Genomic DNA, 17,038 nt, shown 5'->3' with positions numbered 1-17,038 from the left:
ATAAAATTGATGTCCCCAATGTCCCCTTTTAACGAACCTGTCCCCAAAATGTCTCCAAATTACAAGCTATAGTATCAAGTCTTAAAACGGATTAAATTCTCTTCTTTACATAATTGCGAGTAACTTTTTTAATGCATTCCTTCAGGTTTCGGATCTAATTGATCGAATAGTCCTATTGAGTCACTTAGATGTTTCCAAAGCTTCTGAGATTTATGTACAAGCCTTGACGATATATTTTCTCTTTGACTATTATAGCCATGTTATTACATTTACGACATAAAAGATATTTTCTCCAATTAGATATTATTCAACTCCAAAGAATGTGTCTTCTGAATAGATATATATGGCTACAAAGCACTTATAAACTGGAGAGACCTTAATGGAAGAAATAGAGAAATAATCGGGCGCGAAGTTAAGTAAGAATCCATCTGTATTCTATAATGTTGGCCTCGTCGGAGCTAATCCGGATAGGGTGATTTATGACTGCAACGAGAGTGGTAAACGCTCCGGGTTTTATGCCCTGAATGTGGTAGTAGTGTAAGAAAGGTAAACCTAATGGACAAGTGCAAGTCAAGCGAGGACAATGCTTACGACTTACAGTACCCGTTTTTATTCTCTTTAGATTTTCTAACTATATAAATTCAATGATTCTGGTGCAGAAAGCCCTAAAACGATATGATTTCAAGTCATATGCGCAAATTTACATTGTAAATCAATTGGATAAGTACTCGTTATTTCCGAAACTCCAATCACAAGCGTTAAGAGTTTAAGTCATTTGGCAGATTATAGAGACAAACGACTTCTTCTGATAGTCTAGAAAATTTCTTATACAATTCGGGGGTTCTGCACCGAAATCATCAATAATTTCTCTAATACCGATCATTACACATGTGTTCAAGCTCAATCAACAATGCACTGTTACATGTAATATCTGCATACCATTTTACGTCCCGTACGTAACCTAAAGGAACACTTCCAAGATTCTTTATGATTATGCGTTTATAAAAATCATCGCCAATTCGTTCAATGCATTGTCTTCCACCTACCTCTCGTACTAAGCGAATCCACTCAAGTGTAATCTCGGGTCTCCTTTTCATTATATTCCACAATTTGCGTGAACACATTATTTCTTCAAAGACCTCGTCACCAATTCGATCAATCCATCGACTTCCACCGACTTCCCAAATTAAACGAAGCCATTGGAATGAAGCCTCGGGTTGACTGCTTATTATCTTCCCGATATTACCTTCATGAATTACCCCTTCGAAGACCTTGTCACCAATTCGATCAATCCATCGTCCCTCACCAAACTCCCTAAGTAAACGAATCCATTCGAGTGCAACCTCTGGTGGCCTAGCCATTATCTCCCTTATATAACCAGTATGCATCATAGCATCGAAGAACTCATCGCTAATACGATCAATCCACGGACTTCCACCAAACTCCCTAAGTAAACGAATCCATTCGAGTGCAACCTCTGGTGACCTAGCCATTATCTCCCTTATATAACCAGTATGCATCATAGCATCGAAGAACTCGTCGCTAATACGATCAATCCACGGACTTCCACCAAACTCCCTAAGTAAACGAATCCATTCGAGTGCAACCTCTGGTGACCTAGTCATTATCTCCCTTATATAACCAGTATGCATCATAGCATCGAAGAACTCGTCGCTAATACGATCAATCCACGGACTTCCACCAAACTCCCTAAGTAAACGAATCCATTCGAGTGCAACCTCTGGTGACCTAGCCATTATCTCCCTTATATAACCAGTATGCATCATTCCCTCGAAGAACTCGTCGCTAATTCTCTTAATCCATCGACTTCCACCTATCTCTCGAATTAATCGAAGCAATTCAATTGCGACCTCTGGTCGCCTATCCATTATCTCTCTTATATAACCAGGATCCGCTATACGTTCTAAGACCTCGTTACTAGTTCGCTTAATCAATCGACTCCCACTAATCTCTCGAAATAAACGAATCCATTCGAGTGCAACCTTTGGTTGACCATACATTATCTCACTGAAATAGCCAGTATGTATCATTCTGTCGAATAACTCGTCGCTAATTCTCTTAATCCATCGACTTCCACCAATCTCTCGAACTAATCCAAGCCACTCCAATGTGATCGCTGGCTGTCTCTCAATTATATTGTAAAAAAAACGAGGAGAAGCTGTTACCTCGTACATTTCCCTTATTACTTCGTCATTAAAAGATAGACACTTCATCTTAAAGGCCTTAGCCGCCAAATCAATAAACTCAGCTATCAATGTACCACGTTGTCTTTCTTTGAAAGCTAGACGAAAACCATCGATAACCAATTCGTCACAACTATTGAAGCTTCCAGACTCACTTAATAGGAAACGTCTTAAACGTCTTACTAAAAACTCGAAACGCAGATGAATATTTTCTTCACTCAACTGCTTTTCGACTTCAACAAGGTCATTTTCGTCTGAATTACAGGAAAATAGCCCTACTACTCCTGATGTGATATTATCTGCCAACATTGACGCAACGTTTAGTACAATATCGAGGCGATCATCGCTTGGATCTACACGAAACGTTTCCTTTCTCGTCAATATGATCTTAGAGCCTTCCCTTCGTGCAGAAAGTATTGCTGAAAGGCCATTCAGATTATCCAGTGGAAACCATGAGCGCCAGATATAAGTTAACTGGTCCCAAGCCCGTGTTCCGAATGCCTCTAATTCACTGCTTTTCGCGTTTGATCGATAACAATCTTCGTCAAAGACATAACTTTTATCATCGAGAACAGTTCGCATAATAATTAGATTCAATGTATAAATGGCAATGTGACCAAGCAGAGGAAGCTCTCTAACATGCAAAACATCCTTATTTCGCAACATTGATGGAAAATGTTTCCCTTTTAAAATCATATCAATCTGGCTCTCAACAATCTCATTAAGGCAATTAATAAAGTCCTCCCGTTTACACCCTCTCTTATGAAGGATATGAGTGGACCAGTCACGGAGCATCTCTATCACTACTGGCCTAGTATATAATGGAGAATATATTAAACATGCAAACCAATCTTTGATAAGGCCATCCGGATCCTGTATTTTCTTTTGTAACTCCGCCCGTAAACTTTCGAGCTGCTTTAGTGAATGCAAAGCTTCCGTTTCCTGTAAGGCGAACCTCATAATAAAATCGGCCGTCAAAAACTCGCCAAAGGTATTATGAAGAAACTCAAAGGCTGTATCTCCTTCTGTTTGCTCGAACTCTGAGCAAGATTGATCTGTTTCCGATTTATGAATAAAAAAGAAGCTACCCAGAAGCAAGTCTGCCTGACTCATAGGTCGTCCGTCGTCAACGGTAATTTTACGTTCTAGATTGAAAAATTTGAGATCACTATTGAGCTCAGAAGAGAGTATATGAAGCTGTCTGCGGTTATACATGCTAATCGCAGCTACACCTAATCGTTGCATCTCTCGATCAATTTCTGTATCATTATCCTTTTGAATCAATTGGTCGAACCCTTTTACATATCTGCGCCGTTCACGTTCAATAAAACGACGGAGAAGACTGTCGTATAACAAAGTACGATCAAGACTTTCAAGCTTTCTTAGACTGTTTCCGTCTGAATCATAGAGCGCAAGCATCAAAAGTAATAGCGGCTGCTCAGCTAAAGATATTATCTTTTCCACGTTGCCGTTCTTATTATTTTCCGGGAGTTCAAATGGTCGTATTTTGGGTTCACACGAATTAAAGTAATTTTCGTTAGCTTTGTTCCAGATGCTTATCCACGCATTCCTTTGTACTTTGTCGAACTCCATCAAACGAAGCACTGTCGCTCCTTCTGGAATCGCGGTCTTGTCTATCAATGTGACACGGCTAGTAACAATTACCCGCACAGGCCTTCCTTGTTCTGCCTCTCTTTTTTGGAATTGCTGCACTTCCTTTAGATAACCGGCGTAAACCTTACCACTCACTTGAAGGAGTTCATCATAACCGTCGAGAATAATTACCAGAGGTCTATCTGCAAATTGGCTGCTAAAATGTGCCCAACTACTGATTTTGTGCCCAGTTGTACGATTAATAATATATTCAATCTTGTCCTCTGTTGGCAAATCAGCGTTGACTTCTCTCAATGGTACCCGAATTGGTGTATATAATTCAGACATTAGCCTTGCGCTCAAAACTTTAGTAAGAACAGACTTACCACTACCTGGGTGGCCCAATATCAGTAACGGAGTTTCAATACTATAAGGTGAACTCAGATAACTTACTAGAAAGAACCCAAGATCATTCTTAGCCTCAAGATTTTCCCAAGTTTCTTCCCGTTCCAGATGTTTATTTTGCTTAGTATACCGAAGAACACGATACGACTGCGGGATAAACGCTTCTGAAATCTTTGGGAAGTTCAAAGCCGGCTTTCCATCATCGTGAACATAATCTTCTATTATGGGATCATTAATTCTATTCTCATAATCACGTTTTAAACCATTTACAACATTGGCAACTTCCAATGCATTAAATTGGTTCGGAATAGTTAACACTATTTCCTGTAGCTTATTAAAGCCAAAGTCAATCTTCTTAGAACTCTCATCAAGTAGAGATGTCTGATATTTCATGTATAGAGATACATTTTCGAGGGCCCCTTGAGTAATTTTGTGCTCGCGAATCTGAGACCACAGGCAAAAATCATTAAATTTGCGAGCAAGTTCAAAGTACTGACTTCTATAGCAATCTAAAGCTTGTTTAGGCAATTCTTTTATTAACTTTTTAATAGACTCTTTTATTTTATTGTTATCTTTTGCTGAAATAGATATTTTTCTCAAATACTCGAAAAAGCTTTGAGTCATTTGTTCATATAATTGCTCTAACCGTACTGTTTCTGCTTTAAAAGGAACGATGGGATGGGGAAACGATAAAGGTTCTTCTAAAATGCCGCCTTTAAGACAATCATAAGCACTGTCGTTTTCTATTTCAGAAATCTTTGATTTTTCATTTGCGTCTTCTACTATTTGCTTCTTTTCATCAATCGTAAGATCTATTTTTTTGAGAATATCATCCGGTAACAATTGGTCAAGCGCTTCAAAGAAGGAAGTAAAGCAAATTAGTCCGTAAGCAACCTCCATCCTTTTCATTCGAGCAATATAATCGCTATCTTTTTTGCTGGTATACTTTTCGAGTAAGCTTTTACCAATTTTGGTCAACTCGTTTTTGGTAGCAAGTAGTCCTAAAATTGGTAGTGCCTCTGGTCCAATTATAATAGGAGAAAACACAATAGCAGCACCCATTAGCTTATCAACTAAATCAATTAGTGTACCGTCATCCTTTTTTAGTAAATTACATACTTCTTTGAACTTTAAATCCTTTATCATTATTTTTCCTCCGTCTAATACAAAATAGTGATATACAATCCAAGCCCCTTTCCGCACCCTTTAATAGAAAAAATTAGTAAATTTGTTCCACAAACCGACGAAAGCTAGGCATTCATTAAATCATAGTTCAGATCTAAACTCCGTAATCTTACATCTATCTTAAGGTGTTTGGGTTGTCGAATCGACCCAAATTGTTCCACTTTAACGTTTCTACACATTTCTGTTGTTTCCTTCATATATTGAATATGTATTCCAATAAAGAACAAAAACAGCCGGAACGTCCCAAAAAACGTTCTGGCTGTTCATACTCAATATACTTCTTTACTAGTCCCCATTTTGTCGGACGCAATAAATACAGTGAAAATTATCAACGGCATTGGAAACATTTACATACTAAACATGTTTCCACATGTACGCCCTATCTCGAAACTGTTGAACTAAACCATCCAAACATATCCCCCTGACGTAATTGGTCCCACTAAATCGTAATGCAATTTATATTCAGACCTGAAAACCCTTGCTACAAACGGTTTTTATTCTGTAAGTGTTTCCAGACTTACTACGATCTCGACGCGACTCATACGTGGAAACATTTATATGTCGCAAAAAGAAAAAGTGGAGTAAAAACCCACTTCAAAACTAGTCCCAGCTCTTGTAATAATGGATTACACAAAGCGCAGAACTACTTCAAGCTATTATGGAAGAACCGATAAAGTATCGTGTTTTGGTTACACTCGCTCTCTTTACTGGTCTTCGTAGAGGAGAACTCCTTGGTTTAGAGTGGAATGCGATTGACCTTAACTTCAGAACAACTTGCTGTCATAAAACTGAGCCAATACACATCCGATCCGAAACGGTAATAGTCGATAAGGACCCTAAAATAGAGAATTCGAAACGTCTTGTGGCATTATCATCATCTATAGTGACCTTAGATAAGGAGTACAAAGTTGAACAAAACAGAGAATGACCTAAAATAGGAGTCACCTGGGAGGACAGTGATCGACTATTTACGGCATGGAGCGGAAGGCCGATGCATTCGGACACTGTCAGTAGTTGGTTTAACGATTTTCTCAATAGTTATAATGAAAGAGTGCTAAGGAAGGAAAGACTCCACTACCTCATATCCGTTTTCATGACCTAAGTCACACGAGCACAAGCCTACTAATTGCTCAAGTTGTTCCTTTAAAGAACGTTTCAAGCCTCCTCGGGCATTCCTCCATAACAATAACCGCTGACATATACGCTACTGCTCTTCAAAGTGCCGACAAGGACGCAGCGGAAGAACTAGAGGACTTTTTGAACACAAAAAAGAACAGGCTTAATGCCCGTTCTTTTTTACTTTTGTGCGCCCGGCATGGGCGCAGTCTAACGGGTGAAAGTCCCGAGTGCGGGTTGATAGTGCCAAGCACATAGCCAAGAGCAAGAGCGTCCATCGTGAGGTGGAGTTTGAAGGAAGCTGGAGGCAAACTTCTGGTCTGACGAACAGAAATCACATTAGGCATATGTAGGCTGGGTGAGGTTGCAAAGCAAACTAAAGCCCAAAACTATCCGGAAGCCTACGGTGTAAATGTGGCAGATAAATGGAAGGAAAGACTGCGTTCTTACCCGGGGAGGTCTCACGGACGTACGGAAACAAAACGTATGAAGTACGGTTGAAACAAGATTTGTCGTGAGAAGTCAGCAGAAGCCATACTACCACTGGCAGTCGACGGCCAGTGGGAAGGGCTGAACCACAGGAGGTGAAAGTAAATGAATGTTACCAAATCAGAAGTTAAGTGTAGCCAACTTCCGGCAGACAAAAGTCCAAAGGAAGGCTCACCGCAAAAGAATAGTGCGGAACACAAAGGATATGCGGAAGCGCACAATTCTGAAAGGATAGCTGAAAACAACATCACCAACGCAGACCTGTCGAAGGAGGGACTGCATGAGCAAATCTTGGATAGAGACAACATGAACAGCGCCTACAAGAGAGTAAAATCCAATAAAGGGGCTCACGGAATCGATGGGATGGAAGTAGATGAACTTCTGCAATATCTCAAAGAAAACGGAAGTCAACTCAGGCAGTCAATCCTGGACGGTAAATACCGTCCTAATCCTGTCCGCAGGGTAGAAATACCCAAAGAAGACGGGAAGAAGAAAAGGAATCTAGGGATTCCTACAGTAGTAGATAGAGTTGTGCAACAAGCCATATCCCAAGTACTTACGGCGATATATGAAAGACAGTTTTCGGACAACAGCTATGGATTTCGGCCTGGACGAAGTGCTCATCAGGCAATCAGGAAATGTCAAGAAAACGTAGACGAAGGATATAAATACGTTGTCGACATGGATTTGGAGAAATACTTTGACACGGTAAACCAAAGTAAACTAGTCGAAGTGCTATCCAGAACCATAAGAGATGGACGTGTCATATCCCTCATCCATAAATACCTGAGAGCGGGAGTAATCGTTAGGCATAAATTCGAAGAAACCGAGATCGGCGTACCTCAAGGAGGCCCTTTAAGTCCAATTCTTAGCAACATCATGCTTACTGAGCTGGACAAGGAACTTGAGAAAAGGGGGCACCGGTTCGTCCGCTATGCGGACGACCTGCTAATCTTCTGCAGAAGCAGGAAAAGCGCAGAACGCACACTCAGAAACATACTCCCTTTCATTGAGAATAAATTATTCCTAAAAGTGAACAGGGAGAAAACAGTGGTCGACTACGTAGGGAAGGTAAAATTTCTTGGATTCTCATTTTACCGCTACAAAGGAAAAACGAGAATTAGAATTCATCCAAAATCAGTTGTTAAAATGAGAAGAAAAGTAAAAGAGCTTACTTCCAGAAGCAACGGAATGGGCAATGAGACAAGAGCAACAAAGCTAAGACGCTACATTATGGGGTGGATAAACTACTTCAAGATAGCGGATATAAAGAAATTGCTATCTGATACAGATGAATGGATGAGAAGAAGGATTCGCATGATTTACTGGAAACAATGGAAACGATTAAGAACGAGATTTAAGATGCTTAAATCGCTCGGAGTCCATAAACAGAAAGCATGGGAATACGCAAATACAAGAAAAGGCTACTGGAGAATATCCAATAGCCCAATCCTATCCAAATCCCTTAATAATGAAACGATTAAAGGATTTGGGTTCCTATTCTTTTCTGAATACTATCGACAAGTAACCGCGTAAACTGAGGAACCGCCGTATACCGAACGGTACGTACGGTGGTGTGGAAGGTCGACCACTCAAATAATGGGTGGTCTCCTATCCGATTATGAATTTTTTTAGGCCTGATTGGGCATCGCTTTGAGTCACATGTCCACAGAATGTCCCCAAATGCTGTATTTATGCAATATATCAATAAGCAAAAACCCGCAAATTACTTGCGGGAGTAAGTCCAATATGGTGCGCCACCACGGGATCGAACCGTGGACCTGCCGATTAAGAGTCGGATGCTCTACCAGCTGAGCTAGTGGCGCAAGTCAGAAGCAACGTTTACATTATATGAAAATATTCGGTTATATTCAAGAGTTTTTTTAATTTTTTTGTTAAAATACCTTCAATTGTAGTTGTTAAGAACTGAATTAGAGTTCCGCTGGACTTTCAAGTAAAGCCACAAGCAGACTGATAGCTGATTCAACATCCCTTGTATCTATCATTTCTGAGGGACTGTGAACATAGCGCGTTGGTATAGAAAGTACACCTGAAGGTATTCCCCCCTTAGTTAAATGAATTGTACCCGAATCTGTTCCTCCAAATTCAAGAACTTCCCATTGATAAGGAATTTGATTGTTTTCTGAGGTTGAGGCCATCCACTGTTTAACTTGCGGCGGGGTAATCATTGAACGGTCAAAAACCTTGATAGCAACCCCCTTTCCGATTTTAACATCCATGGTGTGGGCATTAGGAGTATCCCCTGTAAGAGTTACATCAACAGCAATGGCCAGATCAGGATCAAGTGTAAATGCTGCAGTTTGTGCTCCTCTTAACCCAACTTCTTCTTGAACCGTAAAAACAAAGGAAAGTTCATGATTTGATTGAACTCGCTTTAATGTTTCAAGTGCAATAAAGCAACCGATTCGATCATCAAGAGCTTTAGAGAGGATGCGTGATCCGGTCTGGACAAATGTTCCTATAAAAACTGCAATATCCCCTATTCTAATGATTTGCTCAGCTTCTTCACGATTATTTGCCCCAATATCTACGTAAAGTTTTGTAAGCTTTAAATCAGACGGTTTCTCTAATTTCTCGACGCTTATAACACCGGTATGACCATTTTTGAATTGAACACGGCGATGAGGAAGCTCTGAAATATGAACTCCTCCCACAGGAGTAAAACGTAAAAATCCATTCTCATCGATATGGGTAATCATGATTCCGATTTCATCCATATGGGCAGCAATCATAATTTTCTTTCCGGTTCCCTGACGGACAACAATCAAATTACCTAATTTATCTTGTCTAAACGTATCGCAATACGGGCGGATTTCTTCAATAATCAATTTTCTAACTTCATCTTCAACACCAGAAGGACCATAAACTTGTGTTAGGCGTTGTAACAAAGAATAATCTTCCGAATTTAAACGGATCATTCTAATAATCCCCCTTTTTCTTGATTGAAATTAAACTTTTGAGGAATTTCTTTTAGGATTTCTTCAACAAGTTTAATTGTATTTTGAATATCTTTTTTATTAACTAATGATACGCCTGAGTGAATATAGCGGCATGGTATATTGATGCACAGAGTTGGTATACCTTCTCGGCTTATATGAATTTTTCCGGCATCATTACCCCCACTGCTTCCTCTTCGAAATTGCAAGGGGATTTTTTGATTTTTAGCTATATCCACGACTTGTTGAATTAAAAGGGGATTATAGAGTGTCGATTGATCAAAGATAGATAAAGCGGGTCCTTTACCTAATTCTGTGACCCAATCTGCCTCTTCTTCCAGATGGGCCATTTCGGCTGAGACTGTGCCCTCAAGGACAATGGCAAAATCAGGCTTAAGGTGATAGGCTGCAACCTTAGCTCCTCTTAACCCAACTTCTTCTTGAACCGTAAAAGCTGCAGCCAAAGAAAGATTGAAAGTCTTTTTCAAAATTTCAGTTAGAATATAGCACCCAACACGGTCATCAAAGGCTTTCCCTTTAAAAAAGTCATTTCCTAGAGCCTCAAACTCAGTTGTAAAGTAAGCATAGTCACCTAATTTAACATACTTGGCGGCCTCTTCCTTAGATTTTGAGCCAATATCAATGTATAGCTGTTCCAGCTTAAGAGCCTGTTGGCGCTCTTGCAATTTTTGCAAGTGAATGGCTTTAGCTCCAATCACTCCGTTTATTCCCGAAATATTTATGGGTTTAGAAACAAGAACACGAGGATCAATTCCGCCTACTGACTGAAACTTTAAAAAACCTTCGGAGGTTATTTCTGTAATCATCAAAGCGACTTCGTCCATGTGAGCAGTTATAAGAACTTTTGGGGTGTTCTTCTCCCCTGTCTTATGTGCAATAAGGTTACCGATTTTATCAATAAAAGTGGAATCAACCCAGGGCGTAATAACTGAACGCAAGGTGTTACGAACGTCATGCTCAGCACCTGAAGTTCCATTTAATTCACTTAAGGTTTTCAGTAGCATAGATTTCCCTCCAAATCTTCCGGCAGGCGCGCGATAAAATGAGCGAGCAAAAGACCTGCATTGACCACATCATCAAGAGATATGGTCTCAACAGAGGTATGCATATATCGAAGCGGTAATGACAGCAGACCTGTGGGAACACCAGCTTGAGCGACTTGTATTGCCCAAGCGTCTGTTCCGCTCATGCCGGCAATGGGTTCAATTTGATAAGGTATACGAGCATCTTGAGCAGCCTCAGCCATATGTTTATAAACCGATGGGTGGATATTAGGACCAAGAGCTATAGTCGGCCCTTTCCCTAATTCAATATTAACTTGTCCTTTAGTATCAGGGGTTGATCCGTGGGTAACATCGATAGCAATTGCAAGATCGGGGTTCAGAGTATCGGCACTTGTTATAGCTCCCCTCAGACCTACCTCTTCCTGCGTTGTTGTTACAGCAATGACATCATGTGCATGATGCAGATGGCGGAGTTCCTGCAGACAAATTTGCATTACTACAACACCTGCGCGGTCATCAAATGATTTTCCGGAGATAAGATTGCCCAGCAGGTCAATAGATTTACGTTTGACTGTTATTATATCGCCAATGTTTATCCGGTCCTTAATTTCATCGCAGGACAGACCAACATCAATTCCCATATCTTCAAGTTTAATCGCTTTATCCCTGTCCTCCGCAACCAGATGAGGAGGCATAGAACCAATGACTCCAGGAATAGGTTTACGGCCATGGATAATAACTTCCTGTGAAAGAAGCGTACGTTGATCTACTCCCCCAATTGTAGTGAAGCGTATAAATCCTCGAGGGTCAATCTTTTTGACCATGAGTCCGATCTCATCCATGTGGGCGGCGAGCATTACTTTATAACGTCCTATTTCTCCAGCTTTTTGGGCATATATGTTACCAAAATGGTCGGTGTTAAGCTCTTCCGCGCTGGTTTGGAATTCACGAAGGATAATCGGGGCAATCAAACGTTCATATCCTGATACTCCCGTATGGTCTGATAATTCTTTTAAGAACCTTCTCGCGTATTTTACGCGTTCATTCTCCACGTTTGGCCACTCTCCCTATTTTTTAGTATCAAAGTTCTTATTATCAATTTATGTCCTTAAGAATATCTCTAGATCCATATTTTCTAAATACTTGACCTAAAAATAAACCCCGTATCAGATTAACACGATAACGGAGTTAAGAATTTATATATTTATGTTCTATTTCTGGTTTTTTACAATCAAGGATTAACCGCAAGATTTAATAAGGCTTGTGCATATATTTTTGTCGTTAAGATCAGGTTTTCAATGGATATATATTCATCAGGGCAATGAATGATCTCAGGTTCACCCGGAAGCGTCGGTCCAAAAGCTACACCTTGTTCCATAACCTTGGCATAGGTTCCCCCACCGATAGCAAAAGCGTCACCCTCTTTACCTGTGATCTCTTTATATGCACTTAGCAGTGACTTAACGATTTGACTATCTTTTGGAACATAATGCGCTTTTTGATGACTAAGAATATTAAGTTTAAAATTATGAGCAGATGCGATCTCTTGAATTGGATTTATAACATCATCATATTCAGATAAAACCGGATAACGAATATCGATCACAAGAACTGATTCCTGTGAGGTCAGATTCATAACACCGAGGTTCAGGGAAAGCTTACCCGAAGGCTCATCGCTTAACGTTACACCAAATCCTTCTCCATTAAAACCCGTTCCAGGATATTTGTTGAGCCATTGGATCAGTTCTTGTTCGTCTGAACTCAAGGCTAAAGTTGCAAGAAAACGCAAGGCATAAATTACGGCATTTTTCCCTAGATGAGGCATGCTTCCATGAGCTCCTGATCCCTTAAAGCTAAGTTTTATTGTTTCAGAATTAGATTGAGGGTCAAGGTGTGCTGTCACCCCTTCAGGGAAATTAAAAGCTTTTAATGCATCGGCTACTTCATTTTGATTCAGATTTTGAAGTTCTATTTGACATAAATCAGGGACAACATTAGCACGCTCTCCACCTTGAAGAAGCAGAAGATGGGGTAAGCGATTATAGCGTTTTGAGAATTCAATATGTAGGATCCCTTTTTCGGCGTGGATAAGGGGAAATTCTGCATCAGGTGCAAATCCGAGCTTAGGGAGGTCGGAATGCTGCTTATAATAATCCATATCCCCCCAGCCGGATTCTTCATCTGTGCCTAAAATAAGCCGTATGCGCTTGTTAAACGTAAGTCCTGCATTTTCTATTGCCTTCATGGCAAACAAAGCGGCTAAAGAGGGTCCTTTGTCATCCGTTGCCCCACGTCCGTAAATCCTTCCCTTAACAATTTGACCGCTAAAAGGCGGAACTGACCATCCATCTCCTTCAGGAACAACATCTAAATGACCGAGAATACCAAGAAGTTCTCCTTCCCCTGTTTCAATATGTCCTGCATATCCTTCAAAATTACGGACGGTAAATCCTAATTTTTCCCCTAAAGCGAGAGTCCATTCAAGACATTGTTGTATACCTGGTCCAAATGGTGCACCCGGACCGGCATTTTTCGTATTTTTAACACTATTAAAACGTACACAGGTCTGAACAGCAGTAATGAGCTCGTCCTTTAAATTATCAATTTCATGATCTAGACGCATTCTTATACCTCCGATTTAACAATTTAATTGTTATAATCTAATTCATTACAGTCTATCCTAGCATACCCGAATTAAGAATTGAAGTTGTATTGAAAGAGATGTGACCAAGGAAAAACCCGACGTAAAGCCGGGTTTAATTTCTTAACTTTAAAAATTAGGTTTAGGGAGAGTTAGCTTTCTGACTCTGGCTTGATGTATTCGTTTGTTCATTAAGCGGGGAAAATTTGATATTAACGGTAGAACCTTTATTGACGACTTGCCCTGGAGAAGGTGTTTGGGATTTAACTAAACCACTTCCCGAAAAGTTAAAATGCAATTCAACTTTCGCAAGTGCTTCTCCTGCTTGACGTAATGTTAAACCGGTTAAATCTGGAACTACTGCTTCTCCCGCTAACGGTTGGCGAACTGGGGTTACAGGTTGTGGAGTGGGACGAACAAAAGTTTGATCCGGTAAACTTGACACAGCGCTAACGGTTTCTTTTTCAACCGGAATTCCATAGTATTGCAAAGCACCTTCAAGAATTGCTTTAGCTCTTGGTCCGCCTAACGTTCCTCCTTGATGGCTTTCACCTCGAGGGGTATCAATTGTGATTAATACGGCAATTTTAGGGTTGTCGGCTGGAGCATAGGCAGTAAAAGAGGCAATAAAATCAGTCGTAGAATAGTTTCCGGTCTTGGGGTCAATTTTTTGAGCTGTTCCTGTTTTTCCAGCTACCTGGATACCCGGAATTTGAGCAAGCCGGCCTGTTCCATCTGATACAACTTTTTCAAGTATTCCAGTCATTTGAGAAGCTGTAGTTTTGGAAATGACCTGGCGGACAGGCGTTGGTTTAGTCTGTTTCACAGTTCCATCTGCGTAGGCCACTTTATCAACAATATACGGCTTATACAAAGTGCCTCCGTTAGCAACGGCAGAAATAGCGGACAATAATTGAATGGGAGTAACCAAATTCGCTTGACCAAATGACATTGTCGCCAGATCAATAGGTCTCGCTTCGTCCTGGGGAACAAGCAATCCGCTTTCTTCCCCGGCGATGTCTATTCCTGTTTTAGTTCCAAACCCAAAAGCTTTTAAGTAGGTATAAAAAGGAGCAATGCCTAATTTCGTACCGACTTGTGAAAGAACGACATTATCTGAAAGCTCCATACCTTGTGTAAAATCTAACCAACCGTGAACAAGTTGATCAGAGTCCCAGTTCGTAATTACGCGATTTCCTACTTTGTAATAACCGGGATCTTCAAACTTATCGGTAGGAGTTATCCTTCCTTCCTCAAGGGCAGCAGCACCTGTAATAATTTTAAATGTTGAACCCGGTTCATAGGACATGCTGATGCTTAAATTTTTACGATTTTCGGCATCTGTTTTATTGTAATCGTTTGGATTAAAGTTTGGGCGAGATCCCATACCTAAGATTTTACCAGTCATCGGGTCCATTGCTAAAATTGAGACTCGTTTTGCATGAGTTGTTTTTACAATATCATCAAGCTGTTGTTCAACTAAATATTGTATGGTGGAGTCCAGTGTCAGCGTTAGATTAGCTCCCTTTTGCGGAGTTTTACTATTATCAAGAGTATCTAAAACCGAAGATAAGCCGGAATCTTGCTGCTGCGAGGTATAACCCGGAGTTCCGTAAAGTTCTTTATCATAAGCAAGTTCTAGCCCTTCAGCCCCTTCTCCTGAGAGTTTAACAATGCCTAATACGGATGAAGCTAATGATTCCATGGGATAAACACGTTTTTGTTCATCGCTAAAGCCAACTCCGGGGATTTTTAAAGCCTGTATTTGTTCTACTTTAGATATATCAACCTGGTGAGCTAAGCTTACCCAGGAAAGATCTTTATTAAGTTTATCAAGAATTTCTGAACTTTTTAATCCAAGTACATCTCCAAGTTTTTTCGCAATATCACTTTTATCGTATTTTTTCCCATTCGAGATAAGATCATTTAAAGTTTTTGGGTCTGCGTAAACACCTTTGACAGGTATGCTTTGTGCCAGAACATGTCCTTGTGCGTCAAAAATTTGTCCTCTTTCCGGAAGGAGGCTTTGATCCTGAGTACGACGCTCGATGCCTTGAGCCTTAAGGTCAGAAGCTTGTACGATTTGAAGATAAAATAATTTACCAACAATAGTGAACATCAGAGCAGATAATATTATATAAATAAATTTTTCACGGGTAAAGTACCCCTTTATTCGTGAAGATTTTGGAGGAAATTTCAATGATGATCCTACTTTCTCTAATTCATTAACAGTTAGATTATACCATGTTATAAAGCAAGGAAGAAGCTCACATTTTCTTAACTATCGATGAATACTATCGTACCACCTCGCTAAGAAACTGTGAGCTTCGATTCTATTTTCTCCACCCAAAATAAAAGCATACGAAATTCAAGAATGTATTTTATGGAAATAAAAAGCCAAAGGCTAAGCCGCAAATAAGCCCGCCTAAGTGAGCATAAATATCAATCCCTGGTTGAATCAAACCCAAGCCTAAATTAATGATGATAATAACAATCAGGTTTTTGCCCAAGCCGGATTTCCAGAGTTGAGGCTTCTTCCAAGCATAAGGAACTAAAGCGCCAAGAAGGCCAAAAATTGCTCCTGATGCACCGGCTGAAAGGGCATCGGTAAAAAGAAAGCTGAAAATCGAACCCGTAATTCCGGTGAATAAATAAATAAGAAGAAAACGTTTACGGCCAAATCGTTCTTCACAAAATGAACCAAGCATCCATAAGGCATAAAGGTTAAATGCAAGATGGAAAAAACCGATATGAATAAACATGCTTGTAAAAAAACGCCAGACTTGGCCCTCAAGAATAAGCTCATTGACTTTGGCCCCGAAAATGATCAGATTTCTTTCAGATGTTGAACCTCCTGCCAAGGTCATGAGGATAAACACGATAAGATTAAGGACTGCGAGAACAAAAGTAATATAAGGAATGTGTTTTTTTGTATAAGTATGATTAATCTCAGCATTCGCAAAATCAGGGTTTAAAGAATCCTGAGCACTTGTATTTAGATAAGTCATAAGCCAATCCCATGTCTTTTGTTTCGGATTAGGGGGATATGGAAAGACATATCCAGTTTGAAGGTCAATAAACCAGGATTGAATGCTGCTCAGTACGGATTGATCGAGGTCCTTTGAATTTAATCCTTCAGGACAGAAGAGAAATGCCTCGGCTCTTTGTATTTGTGGGTCTATTGGCAGAGGAGGGATTTGTTGCTTTGGTAAATATGTTAAGAAAAGAAGAATACGATTCTCTTTAAATAAGGCAGTCCAACCCGAACTGTAGTTTTCAATTTCCCAACCGTTTTGGACAAGGTTAGATATAAGCTTTTGATAAATGAATGACATCTCCCCTCACTAATAATTAAGATGCTCATGATTTTCAATTTTATAGGTTAAGGTTAAGGCTGTCAAAGATAAGTCTTAAAATTAACTA

At 40.0% G+C, this 17,038-nt stretch carries 10 protein-coding genes and 1 tRNA gene; 3 read left to right on the top strand and 8 right to left on the bottom strand.

Annotated features, from left to right (window positions below; genetic code table 11):
• Nucleotides 1-869: 869 nt before the first annotated feature.
• Nucleotides 870-5,348, bottom strand: coding sequence for an NACHT domain-containing protein (locus tag ACHOLT_RS13920; RefSeq protein WP_425801736.1), 4,479 nt, complete (start codon nt 5,346-5,348; stop codon nt 870-872).
• Between the two features lie 697 nt (nt 5,349-6,045).
• Between ACHOLT_RS13920 and ACHOLT_RS13915 the strand changes: the two genes are divergently transcribed.
• The 3 genes from ACHOLT_RS13915 to ltrA all read left to right on the top strand — a co-directional run bounded on the left by ACHOLT_RS13915 (nt 6,046) and on the right by ltrA (nt 8,528).
• Nucleotides 6,046-6,315, top strand: a complete 270-nt coding sequence (locus ACHOLT_RS13915; RefSeq protein WP_425801733.1) for a hypothetical protein — start codon at nt 6,046-6,048, stop codon at nt 6,313-6,315.
• Nucleotides 6,316-6,470: 155 nt separating this feature from the next.
• A complete protein-coding gene (locus tag ACHOLT_RS13910) occupies nt 6,471-6,761 on the top strand; it encodes a hypothetical protein (protein ID WP_425808073.1) in 291 nt (96 codons plus the stop codon).
• A gap of 336 nt (nt 6,762-7,097) precedes the next feature.
• Nucleotides 7,098-8,528: a group II intron reverse transcriptase/maturase gene (gene ltrA / locus ACHOLT_RS13905; RefSeq protein WP_425801730.1), complete on the top strand. Its 1,431-nt coding sequence runs from the start codon at nt 7,098-7,100 to the stop codon at nt 8,526-8,528.
• A gap of 214 nt (nt 8,529-8,742) precedes the next feature.
• Here the strand turns inward: ltrA and ACHOLT_RS13900 are convergent.
• The 7 genes from ACHOLT_RS13900 to ACHOLT_RS13870 all read right to left on the bottom strand — a co-directional run bounded on the left by ACHOLT_RS13900 (nt 8,743) and on the right by ACHOLT_RS13870 (nt 16,950).
• A tRNA-Lys gene (locus tag ACHOLT_RS13900) sits at nt 8,743-8,818 on the bottom strand.
• Nucleotides 8,819-8,923: 105 nt separating this feature from the next.
• On the bottom strand, nt 8,924-9,931 hold the full coding sequence (locus ACHOLT_RS13895; protein WP_425801727.1) for a M42 family metallopeptidase: 1,008 nt from the start codon (nt 9,929-9,931) through the stop codon (nt 8,924-8,926).
• Nucleotides 9,928-10,974, bottom strand: a complete 1,047-nt coding sequence (locus ACHOLT_RS13890) for a M42 family metallopeptidase (protein ID WP_425801725.1) — start codon at nt 10,972-10,974, stop codon at nt 9,928-9,930. The genes ACHOLT_RS13895 and ACHOLT_RS13890 overlap by 4 nt, the downstream gene beginning before the upstream one ends.
• Nucleotides 10,965-12,026 carry a M42 family metallopeptidase gene (locus ACHOLT_RS13885; RefSeq protein WP_425801723.1) on the bottom strand — a complete coding sequence of 354 codons (1,062 nt, stop codon included), beginning with the start codon at nt 12,024-12,026 and terminating at the stop codon, nt 10,965-10,967. The genes ACHOLT_RS13890 and ACHOLT_RS13885 overlap by 10 nt, the downstream gene beginning before the upstream one ends.
• Nucleotides 12,027-12,205: 179 nt before the next feature.
• Complete coding sequence (pepV, locus tag ACHOLT_RS13880) at nt 12,206-13,597, bottom strand: dipeptidase PepV (protein WP_425801720.1); 1,392 nt, start codon at nt 13,595-13,597, stop codon at nt 12,206-12,208.
• A gap of 160 nt (nt 13,598-13,757) precedes the next feature.
• Nucleotides 13,758-15,734 carry a penicillin-binding protein gene (locus ACHOLT_RS13875; protein ID WP_425801717.1) on the bottom strand — a complete coding sequence of 659 codons (1,977 nt, stop codon included), beginning with the start codon at nt 15,732-15,734 and terminating at the stop codon, nt 13,758-13,760.
• Nucleotides 15,735-15,996: 262 nt separating this feature from the next.
• Nucleotides 15,997-16,950 carry a rhomboid family intramembrane serine protease gene (locus ACHOLT_RS13870; protein WP_425801715.1) on the bottom strand — a complete coding sequence of 318 codons (954 nt, stop codon included), beginning with the start codon at nt 16,948-16,950 and terminating at the stop codon, nt 15,997-15,999.
• Nucleotides 16,951-17,038: the final 88 nt, after the last annotated feature.

Source organism: Desulfitobacterium nosdiversum (assembly GCF_049860565.1).
GTDB classification, from domain to species: domain Bacteria; phylum Bacillota; class Desulfitobacteriia; order Desulfitobacteriales; family Desulfitobacteriaceae; genus Desulfitobacterium_A; species Desulfitobacterium_A nosdiversum.
The sequence above is the reverse complement of the archived record's forward strand: the minus strand, read 5'-3'. Positions and strand labels throughout refer to the sequence as shown.

Bases quoted from the DNA above. Each gene is read 5' to 3' on its own strand.
- ACHOLT_RS13915 (WP_425801733.1), top strand. From the start codon at position 6,046: ATGGAAGAACCGATAAAGTATCGTGTTTTGGTTACACTCGCTCTCTTT.
- ACHOLT_RS13895 (WP_425801727.1), bottom strand. From the start codon at position 9,931: ATGATCCGTTTAAATTCGGAAGATTATTCTTTGTTACAACGCCTAACA.
- ltrA (WP_425801730.1), top strand. From the start codon at position 7,098: ATGAATGTTACCAAATCAGAAGTTAAGTGTAGCCAACTTCCGGCAGAC.
- ACHOLT_RS13870 (WP_425801715.1), bottom strand. From the start codon at position 16,950: ATGTCATTCATTTATCAAAAGCTTATATCTAACCTTGTCCAAAACGGT.
- ACHOLT_RS13875 (WP_425801717.1), bottom strand. From the start codon at position 15,734: ATGTTCACTATTGTTGGTAAATTATTTTATCTTCAAATCGTACAAGCT.
- ACHOLT_RS13920 (WP_425801736.1), bottom strand. From the start codon at position 5,348: ATGATAAAGGATTTAAAGTTCAAAGAAGTATGTAATTTACTAAAAAAG.
- pepV (WP_425801720.1), bottom strand. From the start codon at position 13,597: ATGCGTCTAGATCATGAAATTGATAATTTAAAGGACGAGCTCATTACT.
- ACHOLT_RS13890 (WP_425801725.1), bottom strand. From the start codon at position 10,974: ATGCTACTGAAAACCTTAAGTGAATTAAATGGAACTTCAGGTGCTGAG.